This is a genomic window from Colwellia sp. F1, from assembly GCF_056238625.1.
The window spans coordinates 39,045-62,668 of sequence record NZ_JBWDLI010000017.1; the positions used below are offsets into that span (position 1 = coordinate 39,045).

General features: G+C 38.8%; 21 protein-coding genes. 13 read left to right on the forward strand and 8 right to left on the reverse strand.

Annotated features, from left to right (window positions below; all coding sequences use genetic code 11):
* Positions 1–29: 29 nt before the first annotated feature.
* Positions 30–1,139: an efflux RND transporter periplasmic adaptor subunit gene (locus tag AC0UA9_RS14820; RefSeq protein ID WP_475661099.1), complete on the forward strand. Its 1,110-nt coding sequence runs from the start codon at positions 30–32 to the stop codon at positions 1,137–1,139.
* Positions 1,136–4,237, forward strand: coding sequence for an efflux RND transporter permease subunit (locus AC0UA9_RS14825; protein WP_475661102.1), 3,102 nt, complete (start codon positions 1,136–1,138; stop codon positions 4,235–4,237). The genes AC0UA9_RS14820 and AC0UA9_RS14825 overlap by 4 nt, the downstream gene beginning before the upstream one ends.
* A 170-nt stretch (positions 4,238–4,407) precedes the next feature.
* Here the strand turns inward: AC0UA9_RS14825 and pheA are convergent, their stop codons facing one another.
* The 3 genes from pheA to AC0UA9_RS14840 form a co-directional block, all read right to left on the reverse strand.
* Entirely contained in the window at positions 4,408–5,583 is a 1,176-nt protein-coding gene (pheA, locus tag AC0UA9_RS14830; RefSeq protein ID WP_475661104.1) for a prephenate dehydratase, read from the reverse strand.
* Between the two features lie 158 nt (positions 5,584–5,741).
* Complete coding sequence (locus tag AC0UA9_RS14835; protein ID WP_475661106.1) at positions 5,742–6,128, reverse strand: MAPEG family protein; 387 nt, start codon at positions 6,126–6,128, stop codon at positions 5,742–5,744.
* Between the two features lie 18 nt (positions 6,129–6,146).
* A complete protein-coding gene (locus AC0UA9_RS14840; RefSeq protein ID WP_475661109.1) occupies positions 6,147–8,576 on the reverse strand; it encodes a penicillin acylase family protein in 2,430 nt (809 codons plus the stop codon).
* A gap of 226 nt (positions 8,577–8,802) precedes the next feature.
* Between AC0UA9_RS14840 and AC0UA9_RS14845 the strand changes: the two genes are divergently transcribed.
* From AC0UA9_RS14845 to AC0UA9_RS14865, 5 genes are all read left to right on the forward strand, one after another.
* A complete protein-coding gene (locus tag AC0UA9_RS14845; RefSeq protein ID WP_475661110.1) occupies positions 8,803–9,144 on the forward strand; it encodes a hypothetical protein in 342 nt (113 codons plus the stop codon).
* A gap of 233 nt (positions 9,145–9,377) precedes the next feature.
* Positions 9,378–9,929 (forward strand): DUF2058 domain-containing protein, encoded by a 552-nt coding sequence (locus AC0UA9_RS14850; protein ID WP_475661112.1) that lies wholly within the window; start codon positions 9,378–9,380, stop codon positions 9,927–9,929.
* 159 nt (positions 9,930–10,088) lie between these two features.
* A complete protein-coding gene (locus tag AC0UA9_RS14855; protein ID WP_475661113.1) occupies positions 10,089–10,226 on the forward strand; it encodes a hypothetical protein in 138 nt (45 codons plus the stop codon).
* A gap of 321 nt (positions 10,227–10,547) precedes the next feature.
* The gene (gene efpL / locus AC0UA9_RS14860; RefSeq protein ID WP_475661117.1) at positions 10,548–11,123 is read left to right on the forward strand and encodes an elongation factor P-like protein EfpL; all 576 of its coding nucleotides are present in this window, start codon (positions 10,548–10,550) and stop codon (positions 11,121–11,123) included.
* A 39-nt stretch (positions 11,124–11,162) separates the two neighbouring features.
* Complete coding sequence (locus AC0UA9_RS14865; RefSeq protein ID WP_475661119.1) at positions 11,163–12,125, forward strand: M14 family metallopeptidase; 963 nt, start codon at positions 11,163–11,165, stop codon at positions 12,123–12,125.
* Between the two features lie 979 nt (positions 12,126–13,104).
* Here AC0UA9_RS14865 and fur read toward each other — a convergent pair.
* The 5 genes from fur to AC0UA9_RS14890 form a co-directional block, all read right to left on the reverse strand.
* On the reverse strand, positions 13,105–13,548 hold the full coding sequence (gene fur / locus AC0UA9_RS14870) for a ferric iron uptake transcriptional regulator (protein WP_475661121.1): 444 nt from the start codon (positions 13,546–13,548) through the stop codon (positions 13,105–13,107).
* Positions 13,549–13,723: 175 nt separating this feature from the next.
* Positions 13,724–14,248, reverse strand: a complete 525-nt coding sequence (gene fldA / locus AC0UA9_RS14875; protein ID WP_475661124.1) for a flavodoxin FldA — start codon at positions 14,246–14,248, stop codon at positions 13,724–13,726.
* Between the two features lie 43 nt (positions 14,249–14,291).
* Positions 14,292–14,579, reverse strand: a complete 288-nt coding sequence (gene ybfE, locus AC0UA9_RS14880) for a LexA regulated protein (RefSeq protein WP_475661127.1) — start codon at positions 14,577–14,579, stop codon at positions 14,292–14,294.
* The gene (locus AC0UA9_RS14885; RefSeq protein ID WP_475661129.1) at positions 14,579–14,800 is read right to left on the reverse strand and encodes a DUF2788 domain-containing protein; all 222 of its coding nucleotides are present in this window, start codon (positions 14,798–14,800) and stop codon (positions 14,579–14,581) included. The genes ybfE and AC0UA9_RS14885 overlap by 1 nt, the downstream gene beginning before the upstream one ends.
* Before the next feature lie 130 nt (positions 14,801–14,930).
* Positions 14,931–15,782, reverse strand: a complete 852-nt coding sequence (locus tag AC0UA9_RS14890; protein WP_475661132.1) for an alpha/beta fold hydrolase — start codon at positions 15,780–15,782, stop codon at positions 14,931–14,933.
* A 242-nt stretch (positions 15,783–16,024) separates the two neighbouring features.
* On the opposite strand from AC0UA9_RS14890, the gene seqA reads away from it, so the two are divergent.
* From seqA to AC0UA9_RS14920, 6 genes are all read left to right on the forward strand, one after another.
* Complete coding sequence (seqA, locus tag AC0UA9_RS14895; RefSeq protein WP_475661134.1) at positions 16,025–16,594, forward strand: replication initiation negative regulator SeqA; 570 nt, start codon at positions 16,025–16,027, stop codon at positions 16,592–16,594.
* Between the two features lie 63 nt (positions 16,595–16,657).
* Entirely contained in the window at positions 16,658–18,334 is a 1,677-nt protein-coding gene (pgm, locus tag AC0UA9_RS14900) for a phosphoglucomutase (alpha-D-glucose-1,6-bisphosphate-dependent) (protein ID WP_475661135.1), read from the forward strand.
* A gap of 120 nt (positions 18,335–18,454) precedes the next feature.
* Complete coding sequence (gene astE, locus AC0UA9_RS14905) at positions 18,455–19,603, forward strand: succinylglutamate desuccinylase (RefSeq protein ID WP_475661137.1); 1,149 nt, start codon at positions 18,455–18,457, stop codon at positions 19,601–19,603.
* Between the two features lie 390 nt (positions 19,604–19,993).
* Positions 19,994–21,175, forward strand: coding sequence for a thiamine pyrophosphate-dependent dehydrogenase E1 component subunit alpha (locus AC0UA9_RS14910; RefSeq protein WP_475661139.1), 1,182 nt, complete (start codon positions 19,994–19,996; stop codon positions 21,173–21,175).
* A gap of 2 nt (positions 21,176–21,177) precedes the next feature.
* The gene (locus tag AC0UA9_RS14915; RefSeq protein WP_475661140.1) at positions 21,178–22,155 is read left to right on the forward strand and encodes an alpha-ketoacid dehydrogenase subunit beta; all 978 of its coding nucleotides are present in this window, start codon (positions 21,178–21,180) and stop codon (positions 22,153–22,155) included.
* Between the two features lie 39 nt (positions 22,156–22,194).
* Positions 22,195–23,550: a 2-oxo acid dehydrogenase subunit E2 gene (locus AC0UA9_RS14920; RefSeq protein ID WP_475661141.1), complete on the forward strand. Its 1,356-nt coding sequence runs from the start codon at positions 22,195–22,197 to the stop codon at positions 23,548–23,550.
* Positions 23,551–23,624: the final 74 nt, after the last annotated feature.

Consider the following 23,624-nt stretch of genomic DNA (forward strand, 5'->3'; position numbering starts at 1 on the left):
TTCTTATACTAAAATTGAGACTTTCATTTATGGCTAATGGCAACCCGATAGCAAACCGTTTACCTTTATTTCTTATTTTATTTTTACTGGCAAGTATTGTTATATATACCCAGTGGCCTGAAACACAACAGGAAGAAAAAAAATATCAACGTATAGTGTCTGTAAAAGTTACTAGCGCACAATTAGCTGAATTTAAAGATAGTATTGAAGCGGTAGGCACTACCAGAGCGAATGAGAAGGTATCTATTACCAGTAAATATGCCGACTTGGTAGAGGACGTTTCTTTTAGTGATGGTCAATTAGTAAAAAAAGGCGATGTACTGGTTCGTTTAAATAATCAAGAAGAGTTAGCAAAAGTAAATGAACTAGAAGCGAATTTGTCAGAGTCTATGGCACAGCTAAAGCGCTTTCAAGATTTATTAAAACTAAAGGCTATGTCAAAATCATTAGTAGACCAACAAGAAGCCAAAGCCAAAGCGATTGCTGCACAACTACAAAGCGCCCGTGTTAAAGTAGACGATTTGGTTATTAAGGCTCCGTTTAATGGTATTTTAGGTTTTAGAAATGTCAGTGTAGGCAGCTACATAAACGCCGGAAGTGTTATCACAAGCCTGGATGATTTATCTTCTATTAAAGTAGATTTTGACTTACCTGAACGTTTTTTACCAACCATTAAATTAGGCCAATCAATTACAGCGCTTAACTCAGCTTATAAAAAACAAAAGTTCACCGGTAAAATCATTTCAATTGATACTCGCATTAACCCTATTACTCGGTCTTTGAAAGTACGAGCCATCATTCCTAATAAAAACTTTGCGCTACGCCCAGGTATGCTGCTAAATATTGAAGTGGTTAGGCAGGTTGAAATGCTATTACAGTTGTCAGAAAGCTCTATTATACCGATAGAAGATAAACACTTTGTTTTTACTGTTGAAGAGGATGAGTCACAAACACCAATAGCCGTGCGTAAGCAAGTTACCATTGGCCGTCGTTTACCTGGGGTTGTTGAAATCGTTGGTGGAATAGACCAAGAAGATCTTGTCGTGATTGAAGGTGCGTTAAAGTTGACAGATGGCACTCAAGTCAGGGTGTTAAATAACAGTGGAAATCCAGCAACAGCAGGAGGAGAAGTTAAGTGATTTTATCTGATCTTTCGGTTAAAAGACCTGTTTTCGCCACCGTCATTAATTTACTGATAATTACCTTTGGTATTGTGGCTTTTTTGCTCTTGCCATTGCGTGAATACCCAGATATTGATCCCCCCGTAGTCAGCATTAATACTAATTATCCGGGTGCTTCAGCGGCTATTGTTGAAACAAAAATAACGCAAGTGCTCGAAGACAGAATTAGTGGTGTAGAAGGCGTTAAAACAATTACTTCTACCTCTCGGGTAGGGCGCTCAAGTATTAGAATTGAGTTCAACTTAGACCGTGATATTGATGCGGCGACCAACGATGTTCGTGATCGAATATCACGTGCTTTAAACAACATACCCGAGCAAGCAGATCCGCCGGAGGTGTCTAAAGCGAATGACGATGAAGATGTGATTGCTTGGTTTGCCTTGCAAAGTGAAACCATGTCTACATTAGAATTAACCGACTATGCCAATAGATACATAGTCGATCGTTTTTCTGTGGTTGATGGTGTTGCCCGTGTTCGTGTTGGCGGTGGGCGTACTTATGCAATGAAAATTCTTTTAGATCGTACTGCCATGGCTGCACGCAATGTAACCGTTCAAGATATAGAGTCGACCTTACGCAACGAAAATATTGAACTACCCGCAGGTCGAGTTGAATCTATTGAACGTGACTTTTCAATTAGAGTACAGCGGAGTTATTTAACAGAACAAGACTTTTCAAGTATGGTTGTCGCCCGATCAGACGATAACTCTTTGGTGCGCTTAGGTGACATTGCACAGGTAAGTGTTGACGCGCAAGACGATGAAAATATGTTCCGCGGTAATGGTAAAAACATGGTGGGGCTGGGCATTATAAAACAGTCAAAAGCCAATACGCTAGATGTGGTTAAATCAGCCCGCAAGGAAATGCTGGCGGTACGCAGCTCACTGCCCGTTGGCACTGTAATAATTAACAGTTATGACTCATCAGTCTTCATTGAAGGCTCTATTAATGAAGTTTACAACACCTTATTTATTGCGATGTTAATGGTTGTGTTGGTTATTTTCTTATTTTTAGGCAATGTTACCGCAACCATTATTCCGGCAATTACGGTGCCTGTGGCATTAATAGGCTCAATGATAGCCCTGTCTTGGTTTGGTTTTTCCATCAATTTGTTGACCTTGTTAGCACTGGTGTTAGCGATAGGTTTGGTGGTTGACGATGCAATTGTTGTTTTAGAAAATATTTATCGCCGTATTGAAAAGGGGCAAACACCTTTACTTGCTGCTTATGAAGGCGGCAGAGAAGTGGCTTTTGCGGTTATTGCCACAACTTTAGTGTTGGTTTCGGTCTTTGTACCCTTGATCTTTTTGTCAGGTAATGTCGGCCGCTTATTTACAGAGTTTGCCATTGCAATTGCGGCAGCGGTTATCTTCTCAAGCATAACGGCTTTGTCTTTAACTCCGATGATGTGTTCAAAAATGTTGAAATACCGTAAGCGCAGCTCTTCATTTGGCCAGTTTTTAGATAAAAACTTTGCGCGTTTTGAAGCTTCTTATGGTCGAGCTTTAGCTAAAAGTATTCATCAGCCTTTCCTTATTATTAGCATTGTTGCTTTATCACTGGTTGCGGTTTACGCATTACTGCAGCAATTACCTTCAGAGTACACACCTAAAGAAGACCGAGGTAATTTCTTTATTGTGATGCAAAGTGCGGAAGGGGCAAGTTATGAAAACAATGTTAAAAACATGCAAACAATAGAAGATAAATTATTGAGCTATCAAAAGCGTGATGAACTAGACCGAGTAATAGTGCGAGTACCTGGTTTTGGCGGTAAAGGTGGGGTAGCTATTGTTGGCATGCCTGACTGGGGAGAGCGCAGCTTTGGTACGTTTGAATTTATTAATGAGATAAATACCGAATTGCAAAGTGTTACCGATGTCAGAGCCTTTGCGATAATGCGTCGAGGCATTGGTGGTGGTGGCGGTAGTTCGCCTGTGGCTTTTGTACTGCAGGGAAATACCTACAGTGAACTAGCAAGATGGCGTGATATTTTAATTGAAGAAGCACAAAAAAATCCTAACCTTTCTTCTATTAACAGTGATTATAAGGAAACTTATCCGCAGTTAATGGTTAGTATTGACCGCAGTAGAGCCTCTGATTTAGGCGTTGCTATTGCTGACATAGCGCGCACCTTAGAAACAATGCTAGGACAGCGTCGCGTGACTACTTTTGTTGAGCGCGGAGAGGAATATGACGTGATTGTTGAAGGTGACGAAAGGCAATATCGCAGCCCCGCCGATATTGACAATATTTACGTACGCTCATCTAGCTCAAATAATTTAATTCCACTGTCTAATTTAATTACTGTCTCAGAAGATGCTACCTCTTCACAATTGAACCGTTATAACCGTTTGCGCAGTGTTACCATCACCGCTAACTTAGCTGATGGTTATGCTTTAGGTGACGCGTTAGACTTTTTAAAGCATGTTGCTGATGAACACTTACCTGAAGAAGTACAAATAGACTACAAAGGCGAGTCATTATTATTAAAAGAATCAGGCGGCTCTATTATATTGGTGTTTTTATTAGCACTATTGATCACCTTTTTAGTATTGGCAGCACAGTTTGAAAGCTTTATTCATCCTTTGGTTATATTGCTCACGGTACCCTTAGGCTTAGTTGGCGCGCTCACTGGCCTTGAACTAATGGGGATGAGCTTAAATATATACAGCCAAATTGGGATTGTGATGCTGATAGGCTTGTCTGCAAAAAATGGGATATTAATTGTAGAGTTTGCCAACCAACTAAGAGATAAAGGTATAGCATTTGAACAAGCGTTAATTAATGCGGCACAACAACGGTTAAGGCCTATTGTCATGACAACCTTTACAACCGTGACAAGTGCAATACCATTAGTGTTAGCCTCAGGCCCTGGCGCTGAAAGCAGAATGGTCATTGGTGTGGTAATTTTTGCTGGGGTGTCACTGGCAAGTGTTTTTACCTTATTTATCGTACCGGGTGCTTATTACTGGTTGTGTAGAAATACAGGCTCACCACAAGCCATTGCCAATGAAATAGCAGCTAAACAAAAAGCGCTAGAAGCAAACACAGACTAAATAAAGAGTTTAAGAAAAACACCAGAGAAAATAGATATCTGGGAGAATAATCACGTAACGCGATTAGCCTTGGAATTTGGCTAATCGCGTTATGATATTGAGAGGGATATTTTTTGAACTTTATTGCAAGGGTGTAAGCTGGCTTTATTAACCCCGTAGCGGTTTACTGGCTATATTTCAGTACTTGGTACACTGGTAGGGCTAATATGTTCAATAGGGTAACAGCCTAATACTTTAATAAAATTAGTGTGTTCAGTTATTTCAGTTATGGCTTCTTGCAAGGCAAAACTTTTTAAATTAGCTTCTACATCAATATAAAACATTTCTTCCCATGGGCGGCCTTGAATAGGACGAGATTCAAGTTTGCACATATTAATGCCTTTATCTTTTAACACTAATAAACACTCAACTAATGCTCCCGCTTTATGCCCAGTAGCTAAAATAATGGTGGTTCTAGCAGGAATTTGTTCAGCTACGTCAACCGCTTTTCTAGCAACTAAAATAAAGCGTGAATGGTTTTCACTTTGGTTGGCAATCGATTTTTCTAGCGCTTGTAGCTGATACAATTGGCCACCTTCTTCACTACCAATAACCGCCATTGTTTCATCCTGAAGCTCAGCCACGCGTGCCATAGCATCTGCGGTACTGTCACAGTATTCAATACGAATGTTGGTTTGTTTATCTAAAAAGTTACTACACTGTGCAAAGGGCTGTCCGTGCGCATAAATAGTTTTTATTTTATCTAAGCTGGTGTTAACTGCTGTTAATAAGCAGTGTTCTATAGGCTGGGTAATTTCACCCACTATAGATAAGCTCGTATGTTGCAGTAAATCATACACTTCATTAATACTACCAGAGCTAGTGTTTTCAATTGGTAGCATGCCATAGTCAACCTGGCCTGATTCAACTTGCTGCAAAATATCACTAAAGTTTTGACAGCCTGACTCGATAATTTTTTCAGCACGCCTTGAGAAATATCGATGACTTGCTAAATAACTGTATGAACCTTTATCACCTAAAAAAGCGACACTAACAGTTGGGGTTTGAATGTTAGGGTTTGTTAAATTTTGTAAATACGCTTGTTGATTTAATACTGAGTCTTCAATAATGGTTTGAAACACACTGGTAACATAGTGTGCGTCTAAGCCTAATTCTTTTCCTTGTTTTATCAGCCTAATTAATAGTTCTTGCTCGCGTTGTTGATCACGAATAGGGCGTATTTGTTGCACCTTGCTTTTAGCAACATTAAGTGTGAGCGCACGACGTTTAGCAAATAGGGTTAATAGTTCTTTATCTAAGCTGGTAATTTCTTTCCGTATTTCGTTTAAATCTAATTTTTCACTCACTTTTATTTCCTATTTTGCTAATTTATGCTGCTCTGTTGATAAAAAAACCTTGAAAATTAAGGTTTTTAGATGAGAATTTGGCTAAGCCGACTACTGTAGCGAGCTTGGCTAATTTGTGTCAATAGTTTCTTTAGACCATTATTGTCGGTTATCTAACTTTATGGGATACACTGAGCCATAATCCCAAAGCTACAAAAGGTGGAAATAAACCACACTAAGCTACGTAACTTGTCAAAATTCATTAAATAAAAAATATGATAGGCGACGCGGGCACATACATGAATAATAGCTAATAACGCTATGTTTTTACCGCTATGGTTGGTACTAATGGCTAAGAGTACCGCAGGCGCAAATATGATCAAAGATTCAAAGGCATTTTGATGCGCAGCTAAAGATCTTGCGCCAAAGCCTGTTAGTTTGCTTTGCTGGTATCTAGGGTGTTTATTATTGTAGCCACCTAATTTAGCCATGGCAAAGGCAACAGGTCCTTTGGCAAGTAATGGCAGTAATCCAGCAATAAATAAGCACCAAATTAAGGTTGTCATAGTTGTTCCTCTAAAAAGTTAATAACTTAATAACGTTAACACGTATTTAGTCTTTCCGGGTAAAAAGGGCGAAGCCTTACCTTTCTCCCAATCACTGTGGCCAACCCCATAATAAGGGCTCCAAGGATGGCCAGCTTGACTTGTTGGCATATGAAATATGCCCGTTTCTTCATGTCCTGGTGAAACGACCATGCGTTGTGAGGCACCAAAGTCAATACCTTGTATTTTGGGCATGTAGCTGTCACCCGAGATAGCTGTTGCAGGCATATCTAACCAATGCCCAATAAAGGGAACTGATTGGCTCAAAGGGTGCTGAATTTTGGTTGTATTTTGTTGTCCCCAAGTGGCTTGAGTGAGTGCTTGCTTTTCACCTGTATCTAAGGTGGTCATGTCGTCAATAGTTTGTTGTAAGGCTTGATTAAAAATAGCTTGCCAACTATTTAACGGGCGCATTAAAAAATTGTCTGGTTGTTTGTTTATTAATTGCCATAAGGGAGCTTCTATTTGGCTACTAAGTTGGCGAAAGTCATAGGCCGTAGTGATATTGCTTAACGTTTTGTTAAACTCACTAAACACTAAATTACGCACATTAATACGAAAATTTCTTACCAAACGATAACTTATTGAGTTTGTGCTGGCGCTTAAGGCCTTATCTTTAGACAGTATCGATTTTACCTGCTGAAACTCTTTATGTTTAATCATGATGTCTTTTGTTAGTAACGCATCATTTAGTACTTCTGTTAATAAGAAGTCTTGCCACGGCTTTAAAAATAATGCACGGTCATCTAAGGCAATCGCTAATAATGAGGTTTCATTAAATAGGTCGTTTGCAAATAATCCGTCACGTATTTGTTGTGCACGCGCTCCTAAAGCATAACCACCATTACCAATTTCTGCTAGCATGTCGCCACCAACAACACGAGCGTTAGCGGTCCATAGTCGGTGATCTTTAGGGTTTAAAACTTTAGGGTATTGTGCAGGAGTTAAGTAGCCTTCCCAACCATTTTCACCTTGGTGCCAATAGGTGGGGGTTTCACCTACCTGACCGAACTTTTTAGGTATAGGGCCCATAATGGTCCAGCCAATATTGCCCGCTTTATCACCCACCACCATATTTTGCGCCGGTATACCGCTACGTGCAGCAACATTAAATGCTTGCGAAACACTGGTTGCTTGCTCTAATTGCGTTATTGCTAGGTTTGCTGCTTGATGGTCGTGAGCCACCCAGCGATACACCAGCAACTCCCCTAGGTGATTTTTACCAATTATAGGCCCCCAAATAGTCTCTTTAATAATAACTTCAACGGGGCGTTCATCTTTTACTGCAATAAGCTGTTTATGAAAGGTAAACTCTTTAACGCCATCAGGTGTCATGTATTGCTGTTTGTTCAGAGGTATAATTTTAATGATATCGCTATAATCACCGTAACTATTGGTAAAGCCCCAAGCGATGTTACCGTTGCTGCCGATGACAATGTTTGGTGTGCCCGGCAGTGTTGCGCCAGTGGTTTTTATTTGTCTATTATCTAGGGGGTATTCAAAGCTTGCTCTAAACCAAGTGTTAGGCACTCGTATGCCTAAATGCATGTCGTTAGCAATGATGGCGCTGCCAGTACTGCTTATTTTTCCAGAAACGCCCCAGTTGTTAGAGCCAGGAAATTCATCTGCACGGTATTTTAAAGCACTTGTGTTGCTAACAAGATCCATTGCCTTTTGGGTATTGGGTAAGTTTGCATGAGAGGCAGAAGGCCATGCTTCTTTTGGTAAAGGTGCTGGTAGGTATTGACTATTATCAATGGCAGCGTCCCAAATACTACCTTTAGGATTTAAAAAGGCATAAACATCGGCAGATAGCACCGCTTTCATTAAACCTAAGGTTTGCTCTCGTTGCCCCTTGGTATATTGCAAGTCAATGTACATGCTAAACACAGTTAAAATAGAATCTTCTTCGGTCCATGGCGCAGGATCTTGTTGAAGCAACAGGTATTCAAAAGGTTTAGAGCCTATATACTTTAAGCCTTGGTTTACGCCTCGGGTATAAGCTTTTAATAAATCTTTTTGCTCGTCAGGTAAATGCTTAACTATTTCTAAGGCTCTGTCTCTGAAACGGTGAATACGTATCGATTTGTCATAATTGAGTGCTGGAGCGCCAAACAAGCTTGATAGTTCTCCAGCAGAGTTACGCCGCAATAAGTCCATTTGAAAAAAACGCTCTTGTGCGTGCACAAAGCCAGTTGCTACTGCGACATCAAGCCGATTACTTGCTTTAACCGTAACAATACCCTGTTCATCACGTTCGATCGTTGCACTGTTAGTTAAACCAAAAACGGTTTTTTTTCCCTCTAATAGCGGCAGAGCGCTGTCCAATTGACTGTAAATCCAGGTTACACCATAAGCGATAATAAGTGAGCTAATAAGTAATAAAGCAATAGTGATTCTTTTTATCATGGCAAACCGGCATAAAAATTGTGAAAAATAGTAAGATAAAGGATAACTGATCACGACAAACTAACGAAGCTTTTGTTAATAGATTTGGTTTTTTATTTCTGCCCTATGTTAACCTGTTGTTTTATATTGAAAAAATGTGTTGTTGTGTTTTATTGTTAATAAATTGTATAATTCTTGATTCATTAAAGAGTATATTTATTTTTCGGAGTGTTAAGTGACCGAGTCAATGACAAAACATGTACAAATTGGAGATTGGATTTTCGAAGTTAAAATGGTTAGAGCGTTAAAAGTAGATGAGTATGGTAAGCCTTATTCAGCTATAGCGAATTGCAATATTAATGGTGATGCTATGTATATTGATGGTTTATTAACGCAAGAAGGACAAAACTTTACCCGTGATGATTTTCAAAGCTTTAATGATTTTTGTCACCAAATAGGTATGAAACACTGTTCTTATCATAGGTATCAAAGCGGTCAATCCACCACAAAAGATGTCATGGTTACCCCCCCTAAACAAAAAACACCACAAGTTATAAAAATTGATAGTCCGATACATCTAGTTAAGTAATTCTTTTGGGTAATTTTAAAATGAAACAATCAAGAGGGCACCAAGGAGCATGTTGCCAATACACCTTTTGATTGCTCATGTTATACCATGAATACTAACGCAATTATTATCTAGCTATTAGCAGGGTCCTAAATTAAATTGAACGGGTTTAACAGGCATCAAAAGCTTGTCTCATTGGCTTTTATTGTTAGAATAAAGCCCCCATACACCTTAGTAAAAAGTAAAGAGTTATCATGGCATCACTTCAGGAACAACTTCTTAACGCTGGCTTAACAACAAAACAAAAAACACGTCAAGCTAATGCAGATAAACGCAAAAAAAACAAACAACAACGCAGTGGTGTACAGCACGATGCAACACTACAAGAGCAAGTTAAAGCAGACTTAGCACAAGCGAAGGCTGAAAAAAAAGAAAGAGACAATGCGTTAAATGAAAAGAAAAAACAACAGCTTGCCCAGAAAGAACAAGCACTGCGTATTAAGCAAATATTAACGCACCACCAAATTAAAAATGTTGATGGCGATAATGAATATAATTATACCTTTGGTAGTACAATAAAAAAACTTTCATTAGAGCCTATCACTCATAAAGCATTAGTTAATGGCCGTTTATCTTTATGTGGCTTTGATGAAACAACCTATATTGTTACCCGTGAAACTGCCGAAAAGCTTGCAGAGCTTGATAAAAGTGTCGTCTTAGTACAAAACGATAAGATCGTTGAAGAGCAGTTTGATGAAGATGATCCATACGCCGATTATCAAATACCAGATGACTTGATGTGGTAAATGCCTGCAGACCGTATGGTAAGAAAACTTGACAGCATTATTAGTATGAATGTTAACAATAATTTGATGATACTGTTAATTTTGTTGTTTTCTATGTAATATTACAACTCTAACAACAAGTTTTTAGGGGGTTATATGGCCCATGAGGATAGAAGTAATATGTCATCAAATACTGAGTTGAATGTTGAAAACCTTAAAAATGAGCAAAAAAATATCCAGCAGCAACTAGCTGATGCTAATAATGAGATTGCAGATTTGAAGCTGCAGCTTGCATGGTTAGAGCGTCCATTTGAGTGATGGCATTCGAGATACTTGAAGATATAGTTGAAAAAACCACAGTACAAACCAAGTAGATTAACTAAGGCTAGTGGCAGTAATTGCACTAGCCTTTTTGTTTTTCTGTCATTATTGCTAAGTTAGTGCGTTGTTGATCCAGTATTTGTTTGTCTGCGCAAGATTAAGGTGATCATCCCTATGAAAGTTTTCACTAATAGGTTTTTTATTGTGAAAGGATCGCTACCAAAAAGCGATTTATGTATCTAGCACTTGCATTACCGTGGGTTCATGCTATTTTCTTTGGTATTTAGCTGTTACATATAATTACTTAAGGAATTATTCATGCCAAAGGCAAGTGAAATAAAGAAAAATGCTGCAATAGAGCACAATGGTAAGGTATTAATTGTTAGAGATATAACACGCTCAGTCCCGCAAGGTCGGGCTGGTGGTAGTTTATACCGTATGCGTTTATATGATGTGGTTACCGGTGTAAAAGTAGATGAAACTTTTAAAGCAGAAGATATGCTAACGCTTGCAGACTTAAGTCGACGCCCAGCAATGTTTTCTTATATAGACGGTGATGAATGTGTTTTTATGGATAATGAAGACTACACACCTTATAACTTAAATAAAGACAGTATTAGTGAAGAGCTATTATTTGTTAACGAAGACACTCAAGGCGTATCAATAATTATTGTTGATGATGTACCAGTGGGGGTTGATTTACCCGCGAGTGTTGATCTGGTTATTACTGATACTGATCCCTCAATAAAAGGCGCTTCGGCAAGTGCCCGTACTAAACCCGCAACACTTTCAACAGGGTTAATTATCCAAGTGCCTGAGCATATCTCAACCGGTGATAGAGTAAAGGTTAACACCAGTGAGCATAAGTTTATGGGGCGTTCAGAAGCTAAATAATATTAATATCAGTTAAGCGCAAAACGAAGGTAAATAAATATGACTAAAAGCCTTGAGTATCCTATTGGTACCTTAGGACAAAAATGGGATGCGGCAGACAAGCAAAAATGGCTTGAATTGCAAATAATTAAGCGTTCTTATCAAGACGAGGTTGTTAGTAAAGTAAAAACATTATCTTCGTGTTTTGAGCTTGTTCAATATGGTGCATTGTCAATCGACCAACAGCGCTACCCATTGTTTGCATTAAAAAGTAAACAATGGCGACATGATAAGAAAACGCTCCTTGTTACCGGTGGTGTTCATGGTTATGAAACCAGCGGTGTGCAAGGAGCGCTTCGTTTTCTAGAAAATGAAGCGGCCGGTATAGACAAGCAAACCTTAAGCAATAGTTCTCACTATAGTCACGACTTTAATTTATTAGTGGCACCTTGTGTGAGCCCATGGGCTTATGAAACGATTAACCGATGGAACCCTAAAGCGATTGATCCTAACCGATCTTTTTATGCTAATAGCCCAGCAGAGGAATCGGCGGCATTAATGGCATTGATACAGTCGCTCGATGCTGATATTTTAGTACATATTGATCTCCATGAAACAACTGATACTGATAATAGCGTTTTCAGGCCAGCACTCTCAGCGCGAGATGCCATCGAGCAGAAAGTTTGGAATATTCCAGACGGCTTTTATTTAGTTGGCAACACACTTAATCCACAAGCAGACTTCCAGCAAGCGATTATTAACGCTGTGGCAAAGGTTACTCATATCGCACCAGCAGATGAACAAGGTCAGCTCATTGGTGTTGATACAGCCCAATTTGGCGTTATAAATTACGCAGGAAAAGCGCTAGGGCTTTGCATGGGGTTAACAGACGCCAAGTATGTTACAACAACCGAGGTCTATCCAGACAGCCCCAAGTCAGACGATGAAAACTGTATACTTGCCCAAGTTGCAGCAATAACCGCTGCCTTTGATTTTGTCATTGCCAAGAGTAATACCCAGTAAGTCTTAGTTACACTTAACCGTTCCTCATTATCCACATTTAAACACTCCAAGAGTTATTAGCCTATTCCTTTGTGCGAGATCTCTTACAACGCTGTGAGATATATTGGTAATTATTTACTTTAATTTATCATTTTTACAATATGCCATTGATTTTAAATAACTATTTATTGTTTTCTTATGTTACATAAAAGTTACAGTTAAAAAGTTTTTATGAGTAAGCTGCTTAATTATATTTTAAGCGTATTATTAACCCTGTCAGGAAGATGAAGCGCAGGAGCGCTTTGGTTATTTACTTAAGGTAAGGATTACCTGTGTGATAACGTTATGGTAGGGAGCACTCTAAGGTAAAGGAGACTTAAGGATTAAGTCAAGTGAAAAGGACTTCACTAAAGGATTAAGAGAACATGAATGTGATCAATAAGGGATTATGGATATTAGTAGTATGTCGCCGAGCGGCAACTTAATCCAATAGAACTGAGTTCTACGGATTAAGCTGAAAGTATTTCGGCTACTGTTTGCATGGATGTAAAAGGATTTAAAGCAAAGGACAATGAGTGGGATATAACTCAAAGGATATACTAAGGACGGTTTTTTAAGGACAAATTGAGAAAACTGAAAGATGCAGGATGCATAATAAGCTAGTTAAAAATGCAACTATTTTAGTTGCATTTTTTTTGTCCTTTATTTGTATTAGTGTGATTACCAAGGGAAACTGTCGGTATAATTTGTATTAGTTCCGACTTAATCTGACACACTTTTCGGTTGCTTGCATAAGCCGTTACTTAAAAGATCACGCTATTCCTTTGCTATGTTTTATCCTTTACGAAATATCTTTACTCACAATAAATAATTAGCGTATTTTTATAAAAAAGAGCCAATGAATATTACTCATCAGCTCTTCAGTGTTAATCTCAATATGATTACTTAATCAACGAGATAATGTTTGCTAGACATAGCAACAGTGATTAAAGCTTCATGATTAAAGCAGCGCTTTTCTGTATTCTTCACAGGCAACTTTATCTTCGCACTCACCATACAGGTATAAACTATGATTTGTTAAAATCATTTTGTGAGTGTTAGCAATATCTACTTGTCGTTGCTCTATTACCTCATCTTCAAACTCAACAACTTTACCACATTTTAAACACACCAAATGGTCATGATGATTTTTTTGAGCTAATTCAAATACAGACTTCCCGCCCTCAAAGTGATGACGTGTGACAATGCCCGCATCATCAAACTGATTAAGAACACGATATACCGTTGCTAAGCCAATTTCTTCCTGCTGCTCTAGTAAAATCTTATAGACATCTTCAGCACTAATGTGCTGATTGTTTGGGTTTTGTAAAATGGCAAGAATTTTTATACGTGGTAAGGTAATTTTCAACCCCGCTCTTTTTAATTCTTCATTTTGTTCTGCCATAGAAATTACTATCTCCTCTATTAAGATAATTAAAGATAAAAGTAAAAGTATAGGCCGTTATCAAGTTTGGTGAAAGGTATAGTTTGATTAATTAGTGCTTTTATCGCTTTTAAACGATAAAAGCTCAATAAATGAGCTTTTAAAAGGAAAACTTTGCGATAAATCTATTTATTGCTTAGGCGAGCTCGGCTAAACACATTTCTTCATTCAATTGGTCAACCCATTGGCTAACGCGTTCCTCTGTTAGTTCAGACTGTCTATCTTCGTCAATACATAAGCCAATAAAGGTATTTTCATCAATTAATGCTTTCGATGCTTCAAACTCGTAACCTTCTGTTGGCCAGTTACCCACAACAATAGCACCTTTACTCTCAACAATATCACGTAACGGTTCCATTGCATCACAAAAGTATTCAGCATAGTCCTCTTGATCACCTAAACCAAAAATGGCGACAAGTTTGTCGGTAAAATCAATTTCTTCTAGGTCAGGCAAAAAGTCGTCCCAGTCACACTGGTTTTCACCGTAATACCATGTTGGAATGCCTAAGATAAGTAAATCAAATTCAGCGATTTCTTCTTTTGTACTTTGAGCGATGTCTTTTACATCGACCATTTTTTTACCTAGTTTCTTCTGGATCATTTTACCGATTGCTTCGGTATTACCGGTATCACTACCAAAAAATAAACCTACGATTGCCATGAGAATTACCTTATTACTTCAATTTAGTATTAATTAATTACTTTTATTCGCTAAGCGCTTTATCAGCCAATGACTCAATTAAAAGAGTTTCTATTAACTCACTGCGACTAATTTCTTTCTTTTTAGCTAACGCTTCTAGTTGTTCAAACAAAGTCTGATGAATTTTAAATTCTACTCGTTTTAAACCGTTATTCTTGTCTCGTTTAACCTGATTGCGTTTATTTATTCGTATTTGAACATGGCGTGGGTGCGGGCTTGTTTTTGGCCGCCCAGGGCGCTTTTCATCACTAAATAAATCGATGGTGGTTAAGTCGGTTAACTCCTTTGCCACTAGCCAACTCCCTGACTTTCCCAGATAAATTGAATAATGCCTTTAGCAATAAACCCAGCACAACCTAAAAACAGCACAAAGTAAACAACCAGTTTGCCCATTTTGGGTACGTCATTTTTGTTCATCACATCGTGGATAGATAAGCCGATAAAACCAAAAATGAAAAGAAAAAATAAATTAAGCCCGATAGCTTCTATCAGTTCTAAATGTTCAGCTAGCATTTGAGTTAGTGTTTTAGCCTAAATAAAAATTGGCGGCACTATAGCACAGTGTCAGCATAAACTCATTTATTTTCATCCAAATTATCGGCAAAATGTTAGCGTATTTAGTTAATTAAATGGTTGATCTTGATCAAAATGTCTTACTCGGGTTTTGTACAGTTAAAAAGTCAGTCACTATTTTATTAAAGGCGGTTGTTTTTTCAGCATGCAACCAATGCCCAGTACCTTGAATTACCTTGGCTTGGGCTTTAGGGAAAAGTGTGGTGATACTGTTTTGATGCTCAGGTAAAATATAATCAGAGTTACCGCCTTTAATAAACAAGGTGTCTCCAGTAAAAGCTTTATGATTATTTTTTGTAATTTCAATCCCTTGCATTATATGTTGGTAACCTTGCTCAATATTAGTTAAATGGCATTTAAAGCGAAATTGTCCTTGTTCGTTCATCACAATATTACGTAATAAAAATTGTCTTACGCCAGCGTTATCGACATATTTCGCTAATTGAATATCCGCATCTTTGCGTTGTTTTACGCTTGATAAGTCTATTGCTTGTAAACCTTTAATAATGGTTAAGTGGTGTGCTGGGTATTTAACAGGGGCAATATCGGCCACAACAAGTTTTTTTATTCTGTTAGGGTGTGACAGTGCTATTTGCATGGCAATTTTCCCCCCCATTGAGTGTCCTAAAACATGGCACGATTTAATTGATAAGTGATCTAGCAAAGCAATAACGTCTTGTGCTAAGTCTTGGTACTCCATACCCGCTTGGTGAAATGAATTACCATGGTTTCTTACATCAACACTGGTCACGCAATAGTGATGGCTTAAACTTCTCGCGACCATATTTAAGTTTTCTAAACTGCCAAATAAGCCATGAATTAATACTAAGTGTTCGCCTTGTCCAAGTTGTTGGTAATTTAATAGTTGCTGTTTTGCTTGAGGAGAGTTTACCTGTACAGGTGACAAGTTTTGTGAAGTCATTTTATTTTTTACACCATTAACTTTATAATTTACAGTAATTTTATCATGGAATATCACAATAGTTTTAACTTAATCTTTTTTCACTAGGTTATTAATCCTTGCACCCGCTTTGTCATATTTTATTTTTAGTGGCAAAGTTGGGCTTTTTCGTATTAGGTTTTTTTATCGTTGAATAGAGTACCCTTAATTAATTTAATTGGTATAATCTTGCCGCAATTAAACATTATAGAAGTTAGAGATAAATGAAAAATATTGAAATAGACGATGATTTATATCTTCATATTGTTGCCAATACACAATCTATTGGTGAGAATGCTTCAAGTATTTTACGTCGTTTGCTTAAGCTTGAAGAGACAAGTTCATTAGATGAAAATCCAGTAGAAATAGCAACAGAAGCTATGGTAGTAGACGACGATGCAGACAATGAAGCAGGCGACGTTGAGCCAACCGAGCCTGAAATTTTATGTAACAACTCTGAAACTGTGTTTAACTTTATCAATAAAGAAGAGCTGGCTATGCAACGTGGCGCTGTGGGGCGCTTTTTACTTATTTTAGCGGCACTTTATCGAGCACACCCGCAACAATTTAAAGTGGTGACAGAAATTTGTGGGCGTGAGCGGTTATATTTTGCAAATTCAGAAGCGGAATTAGAAGCAAGTGGCAGTAGCACTAAGCCAAAGCAAATTCCAGGTAGCCCATTTTGGGTATTAACTAATTCCAATACTACCCGCAAAAAAATGATGTTAACAAAAGCAGCTGCCTCACTGGGGTATAACGAATTTGATGTAGAAAAAATCAGAGAATTACTCTAAATAATAAATTTACTAAGACTTGTACAATAAGTTAATCATACTTGTATAAAAAGAAGGAAGAATATGTCAGTACATCCATACGCAGGTAAACCAACTCGTCCTGAAGATAGAATTAATATTGGGCAGTTAGTGAGTGATTACTTTTTACAAGTGCCCGATGTCGCTATTGCAGCGCAGCAGGTGAGTTTTGGTACTTCTGGCCACCGTGGCTCGTCAGCTAAAATTAGCTTTAATGAGCACCATATTATGGCAATTTGCCAAGCGGTTGTTGAATACCGTAACGAACAAAAAATAACAGGGCCCTTATTTTTAGGTAAAGATACCCATGCTTTATCAGAGCCCGCATTTGCTAGTGCAATTTCAGTACTGATTGCCAATGGTGTTAATGTTGTTATTCAACATGATGCGTTAACCGGCGCTGGTTTTACCCCAACACCAGTGATTTCTCGTTTAATTATTAGTCATAATAATGCACAAGACAACAGTACTTCACCAACTAATTTAGCTGACGGCTTAATTATTACACCTTCACACAACCCGCCAAGCGATGGGGGAATAAAATACAACCCTCCTCATGGTGGTCCTGCAGAAGCGGATATTACTAAGCAAATAGAAGAAAGAGCGAATGCCCTAATTAAAGCCAATTTAGTTGAGGTTAAACAAATCCCTTACCCACAAGCGATTAAATCTCGCTTACTTACTCAGCAAGACTTTATTGAGCAATACGTTAGCCAACTTGACCAAGTTATTGATATGCAAGCCATTGCAAAAGCAGGTGTTACCCTAGGGGTAGACCCACTAGGCGGCTCAGGTATTGCGTACTGGCCCGCCATTGCTAAAAAGTATGGTATTAACATTAACATTGTAAACCCTGTTGTCGATGCAAGCTTTGCCTTTATGCCTTTAGATAAAGACGGAAAAATTCGTATGGATTGCTCTTCGCCTTATGCGATGGCCGGCTTAATTGCTATGAAAGATGATTTTGATATCAGTGTTGGTAACGACCCTGACTTTGATCGCCACGGTATAGTGACTAAATCTGGTGGTTTAATGAACCCAAACCATTATTTAGCAGTTGCTATTTACTACTTAATGACTCATCGACATTGGCCCGCACACTGTAAAATAGGAAAAACCTTAGTTTCAAGTTCACTAATTAACCGTGTTGCCGACAAAATAGCACGTCCATTATCAGAAGTACCTGTTGGTTTTAAATGGTTTGTTGAAGGTTTACATGATGCTAGCTACGCTTTTGGTGGAGAAGAAAGTGCAGGCGCGGCATTCCTTGCCCGTGACGGCAGTACTTGGACGACCGACAAAGATGGTTTCATTATGGCATTGTTAGCGGCAGAAATACTAGCCGTAACGGGGCAAGATCCTTACCAACACTACCTTGAATTAGCTAAAGAATTAGGCGAGCCTTGTTATGGTCGGGTTGAAGCGGCTGCTACTTTTGAGCAGAAAAAAATATTAACTGCATTATCAAGCAAGGATATCACGGCAGATAGTTTAGCCGGAGAAAAAATAACCGAAGTTTTGTCTCATGCGCCAGGTAATAATGCTGCCATCGGAGGCATTAAAGTCGTAACAGAAAATGGGTGGTTCGCGGCCCGTCCATCTGGCACAGAAGAAATTTACAAAATTTACGCCGAAAGCTTTATAGACAAAAACCACTTAACAACAATTATTAAAGAAGCACAACATATTGTCAGTGCTGCCTTTAAAGCAGCGGGCTTGTAATATTTGTCCCTTTAAAGCGTAAAGATTAAAGCATAAAAAGTAGGGTGACGCGCTCAAGGATAAGAGGGAATGCTAATAATCACTCAATGCAAATAACGCACGAATAAAATAAAGGTTATAATGTCTTATCCACAAGAGCAATTATCAGCAGAAGAATTACAGCAGCAATTATTGCGCAATGGTGATTTTTTACACTTAACTCGTAGCCATGAAGTTACCATGGCTAGCTTTAGCTTTGACGTCATTTGTCGTCATAGCTTGGCAAAAACTAAAGTGTCAGTGCTTGATACTGGCATTATTGTCTTTGAGCCATTAAGTCAGCGCGCCACGAAAGATATTGTTTTATCGAGTGCGGTTCATGGTAATGAAACCGCTCCTATCGAAATTTGTAGCGATTTAATCAAGCAGATTATTTTAGGTGAATTACATTTAGCTCATAGGGTCTTATTTATATTTGGTAACCCTGCAGCTATTAATATTGCTAAGCGCTTTGTTAACGAAAATTTAAATCGACTATTTTCAGGGGGGCATTCAATTGATCAAGGCCAAGGGCCTGGCTTAATTAATGCTGAGCGCCACCGTGCTTTATTATTAGAAAATACGGTGCGAGATTTTTTTAATGTCCACTCAAAACCAAACATTAGCCCAGAGCAAGCAAACACTAATGCAAGTTTAGCTGTGGGGCAAGTTGTAGAGCGCTTTCATTATGATCTACACACGGCCATACGTGGTTCTAAAAATGATAAGTTTGCTGTTTATCCGTTTATGCACGGTAAACCTTGGTCGAAAACACAATTACAATTTATGCTTGCTTGCGGTATCAATACCATTTTGTTTTCAAACTCACCAACCAATACCTTTAGTTACTTTTCATCAAACGAATTTGGCGCGCATGCTTATACTGTAGAGTTAGGGAAGGTAAGGCCTTTTAATCAAAACAACACTGAAAGCTTTGCTCAAATAAGGGCAAGCTTAACTGCTTTAGTTTCTGGAGCAGACCTTGAACTAACAGAATATAACCCAGAGGATTTTAATTTTTTTAAAATAGATCAAATCATTGAACGTCGAACTGAAAACTTCACCTTACATTTTTCTAAAGAGACCGAAAACTTTACCGATTTTCCTATCGGCACTGTTATTGCCACTGATGGCAACGATGAAATTAAAATTCAAAAGCAAGGCGAGGCAATTATTTTCCCCAATGCTAATGTCGCTATTGGTCAACGGGCATTGCTAACCGTTATCCCCGCTGAAATTACCCCTGTTTAGCTACCGGTAAACCCTCTGGTTTGTACGACTGAGTTCAATTGGTTTTGTTGAATTGAGCTCAGTGACTTATCTAATCACTACCTTCAACCCCCTCTAACTCATTATCACTGACATTACTTATAACCTTTATCGTCTACTGTAAACATTTTTGCTCAGTTTTTATAAAAGTACTGCTAGTAGATTACCTGTTAATCTTGCCTATCAGTTTACGTAAAGGTAAAGTTTTGGGCGAATGTTATCGATTGTTAGCTATACTGATAAAACAATAATAATTTTTCGGCTAATAGTTTTACCATCATTATTTTTACAATAATAAATAATACGCACCCACGTTGTGTTTTTAGTTTTATAAAAATTTATGTAAAAAACACAATACAATAAGAGAATGTTATGAGTAGTGAACTTTATAATGACGGCCCAGTGGTACACAAACCTACCTTTATTGACGGCACTAGCGTTGAAATTCCAGAGTTAAAAATATTAAAACAAGACGGCAGTGTTTATGCGGGTAGTGACATGCCAGACATAGACCAAGCACTAGCCCTTAAAGTATATAAAACTTTTGCTTTTCATCGGGTTTTAGACGAGCGCATGGTGGCATCACAACGCCAAGGTCGTTTAAGCTTTTATATGGCTGCTTTAGGTGAAGAAGCAGCAAGTGTAGGTGCTGCTGCTGGGTTACAGCCACAAGACATGATCATGAGCCAATACCGTGAACAGGGTGCCTTAATGTTTCGTGACTTTAGTCTTGACAATTTTATGAACCAAATGTTTTCCAATGAAAAAGACTTAGGTAAAGGCCGGCAGATGCCAATTCATTATGGTTCAAAAGCATTAAACTACATGACCATTTCCTCGCCTTTAGGCACACAAATTCCACAAGCAACTGGCTATGCTTACGGCCAAAAACTTCAAGGTTTAGACGCAGTAACCCTATGCTTTTTTGGTGAAGGCGCCGCATCAGAAGGAGACTTTCATGCAGGCTTGAATATGGCCGCAGTGCATCAAGCCCCAGTGATCTTTTTCTGCCGTAACAATGGTTACGCAATTTCAACACCCGCTGACGAACAGTACAAAGGTAATGGCATTGCTTCTCGTGGTGTTGGTTATGGCATAAAAACGCTACGCGTTGACGGAAATGACATTCTCGCCGTGCTAAAAGCAACACAAATAGCACGGGCTTACGCCTTAAAAGAAAATGCGCCTGTGCTCATTGAAGCCATGTCGTATCGGTTAGGAGCTCACTCTACGTCAGACGATCCCTCCGGTTATCGTACCCGAGCAGAAGAAGATAAATGGCAAGCTAATGATCCTATCTTACGCATGAAAAACTGGATTCTGGCAAAAAATTGGTGGGATGAGGGGCAAGACAAAACATTATTTGAAAGCTTACGAGAGCAAATATTAGCTGCAGTGAAAGTTGCTGAAAAAATAAACAAACCACATATCGATACCTTAATAACAGATGTTTACGATGTGCCATCAAATCAGTTAACGGCGCAATTAGCGCAAGTGAAAGCGCATGTAAATAAATACCCAGAAGCCTATCCATTTACTGCAGGGAAATTTTAGTTATGGCACAAATGAATATGTTACAGGCCATTAATAACGCCCTTGATATTGCCATGAAGGAAGATGAAAGTACCTTATGCTTTGGTGAAGATGTTGGGCACTTTGGTGGCGTTTTTCGCGCAACTTCTGGTTTACAAGATAAATACGGTAAAAGTCGCTGTTTTAATACGCCACTAGTTGAACAAGGTATAATCGGCTTTGCTAATGGCTTAGCCTCACAAGGCTCTCGTCCCATTGCAGAAATACAATTTGCCGACTATATCTTTCCCGCCTTTGACCAAATAGTGAATGAAGCGGCGAAATTTCGCTACCGCAGCGGAAACGAATTTAATGTTGGCAAACTCACTATTCGCTCACCTTACGGTGGTGGTATTGCTGGTGGCTTGTATCATAGCCAATCACCAGAGGCCTACTTTGCCCATACCCCTGGGTTAAAAGTGGTTATACCACGCAACCCTTATCAAGCCAAAGGTTTATTACTTGCCTCAATACGTGATGATAACCCTGTGTTGTTTTTTGAACCCAAACGTTTATATCGCGCGTCTGTTGGCGAAGTACCTAACCAAGATTATCAACTTCCCTTGGGCAAGGCGGAAGTTGTACAAGCGGGGTCTGATATAACCTTATTAGCTTGGGGGGCTCAAATGGACATGCTTCAACAAGCCGCTGACTTAGCTGAAAACGACGGTATTTCTTGTGAGGTTATTGATTTACGTAGCATATTACCTTGGGATATTGAAACAATTGCCAATTCGGTGATGAAAACAGGACGGTTATTAGTTAGCCAAGAAGCGCCATTAACAGCTGGGTTTGCTAGTGAAATAGCAGCCACTATTCAGCAAGAATGCTTTTTACATTTAGAATCTCCAATAGCGCGTATATGTGGTTTAGATACACCATACCCATTAGCGCTTGAAAAAGAATATGTCGCTGATCATTTAAAAATTTATGAAGCCATTAAACACAGCATTAACTATTAATTTACTAATAGCTTATTTTGAATAAGTGAAGGAATAAACATGAGTATTGATTTTATTTTACCTGATATCGGTGAAGGAATTGTTGAATGTGAGCTAGTTGAATGGCTGGTTGAAGAAGGGGAAAAGGTAGTGGAAGACCAACCCATTGCCGATGTAATGACAGACAAAGCGCTGGTGCAAATACCTGCAATGCATTCAGGTGTCATTGACAAGCTATTTTACCAGCAAGGAGAAATAGCCAAAGTCCATGGGCCACTTTATTCAATGATCCCTGATAATTTGGCTGCAGACAAACCTGTGGTGGCAGAGCCTGAAAAAGCACAAGCGCAATCAACGATTAACCAGCCGGCTACACAGCCAAAAGCTGAACAAGCAAAAGCTGAGCAATCAAAAGAAATAGCGCCTATTACAGCAGTAACCAATGACAGAGAAATAAACGAACGTAGTGATAGCAGCAACAGCTTAAACTCATTAGTCACGGATAATCTAAAAAAAGGTAAGGCCGTTGCTAGCCCTGCAGTGCGCCGCGTAGCACGTGAGTTAGCAGTAAATATTAGTGAAGTTGTCGGTTCAGGCAAAAAAGGGCGTGTTTATAAAGAGGATGTTGTCGCTTTTGAACAAAGCAGCAATGGGAATGCTATGGGTGAAAGTGCTGCACCAACCCATAGCGAAACAAGCTATGTAGAAAAGATTAAAGGCATTAAAGCCGCGATGGCCAAAAGCATGGTTGACTCAGTAAGTACAATTCCGCATTTTACTTATTGTGAAGAAATAGACTTAACAGCATTAATAAAGCTGCGTTTGGCACTAAAAAATGAGGTAAACGTACAAAACATTATGGACAAAAACACCTGTAAACTCACCATGATGCCATTTTTTATGAAAGCCATTTCACTGGCATTAAAAGAGTTTCCTATCATTAATAGCCAAGTGAATGACGATTGTAGCGAAATCACTTATTTTAATGACCACAATATCGGCATGGCAGTTGATTCAAAAGTGGGTTTGTTGGTGCCTAATGTTAAACAAGTGCAAGCTAAATCAATCATAGACTTAGCAATGGAAATTACCCGTATTACTAATGACGCGCGCAGTGGTCGCGTACAAAGTAGTGATTTAAAAGGGGGTACTATTACCATCTCTAATATTGGAGCTATTGGTGGTACGGTTGCCACCCCCATTATCAATAAACCAGAAGCGGCTATTGTTGCATTAGGTAAAGTGCAACGCTTACCTAGGTTTAATGATAAGGGTGACGTAGAAGCACGAGATATAATGCAAGTAAGCTGGTCTGGCGATCACCGGATTATCGACGGTGGCAGCATTGCCCGTTTTTGTAATTTGTGGAAGTCATACTTAGAAACCCCCAGCAACATGCTTATTCATATGCGTTAATCAATGAATGCTTAGCAATAACACGTTCTCACCCACCTGGGTGAGTATTCGAAGGCGCGAAGTTAATCGCGCTT

Bases quoted from the DNA above. Each gene is read 5' to 3' on its own strand.
- fur (WP_475661121.1), bottom strand. From the start codon at position 13,548: ATGGCAGAACAAAATGAAGAATTAAAAAGAGCGGGGTTGAAAATTACC.
- AC0UA9_RS14835 (WP_475661106.1), bottom strand. From the start codon at position 6,128: ATGACAACCTTAATTTGGTGCTTATTTATTGCTGGATTACTGCCATTA.
- AC0UA9_RS14850 (WP_475661112.1), top strand. From the start codon at position 9,378: ATGGCATCACTTCAGGAACAACTTCTTAACGCTGGCTTAACAACAAAA.
- AC0UA9_RS14910 (WP_475661139.1), top strand. From the start codon at position 19,994: ATGAGTAGTGAACTTTATAATGACGGCCCAGTGGTACACAAACCTACC.
- AC0UA9_RS14840 (WP_475661109.1), bottom strand. From the start codon at position 8,576: ATGATAAAAAGAATCACTATTGCTTTATTACTTATTAGCTCACTTATT.
- efpL (WP_475661117.1), top strand. From the start codon at position 10,548: ATGCCAAAGGCAAGTGAAATAAAGAAAAATGCTGCAATAGAGCACAAT.
- AC0UA9_RS14855 (WP_475661113.1), top strand. From the start codon at position 10,089: ATGTCATCAAATACTGAGTTGAATGTTGAAAACCTTAAAAATGAGCAA.
- pgm (WP_475661135.1), top strand. From the start codon at position 16,658: ATGTCAGTACATCCATACGCAGGTAAACCAACTCGTCCTGAAGATAGA.
- seqA (WP_475661134.1), top strand. From the start codon at position 16,025: ATGAAAAATATTGAAATAGACGATGATTTATATCTTCATATTGTTGCC.
- astE (WP_475661137.1), top strand. From the start codon at position 18,455: ATGTCTTATCCACAAGAGCAATTATCAGCAGAAGAATTACAGCAGCAA.
- AC0UA9_RS14920 (WP_475661141.1), top strand. From the start codon at position 22,195: ATGAGTATTGATTTTATTTTACCTGATATCGGTGAAGGAATTGTTGAA.
- AC0UA9_RS14865 (WP_475661119.1), top strand. From the start codon at position 11,163: ATGACTAAAAGCCTTGAGTATCCTATTGGTACCTTAGGACAAAAATGG.
- AC0UA9_RS14820 (WP_475661099.1), top strand. From the start codon at position 30: ATGGCTAATGGCAACCCGATAGCAAACCGTTTACCTTTATTTCTTATT.
- fldA (WP_475661124.1), bottom strand. From the start codon at position 14,248: ATGGCAATCGTAGGTTTATTTTTTGGTAGTGATACCGGTAATACCGAA.
- AC0UA9_RS14915 (WP_475661140.1), top strand. From the start codon at position 21,178: ATGGCACAAATGAATATGTTACAGGCCATTAATAACGCCCTTGATATT.
- AC0UA9_RS14845 (WP_475661110.1), top strand. From the start codon at position 8,803: ATGACAAAACATGTACAAATTGGAGATTGGATTTTCGAAGTTAAAATG.
- AC0UA9_RS14885 (WP_475661129.1), bottom strand. From the start codon at position 14,800: ATGCTAGCTGAACATTTAGAACTGATAGAAGCTATCGGGCTTAATTTA.
- AC0UA9_RS14890 (WP_475661132.1), bottom strand. From the start codon at position 15,782: ATGACTTCACAAAACTTGTCACCTGTACAGGTAAACTCTCCTCAAGCA.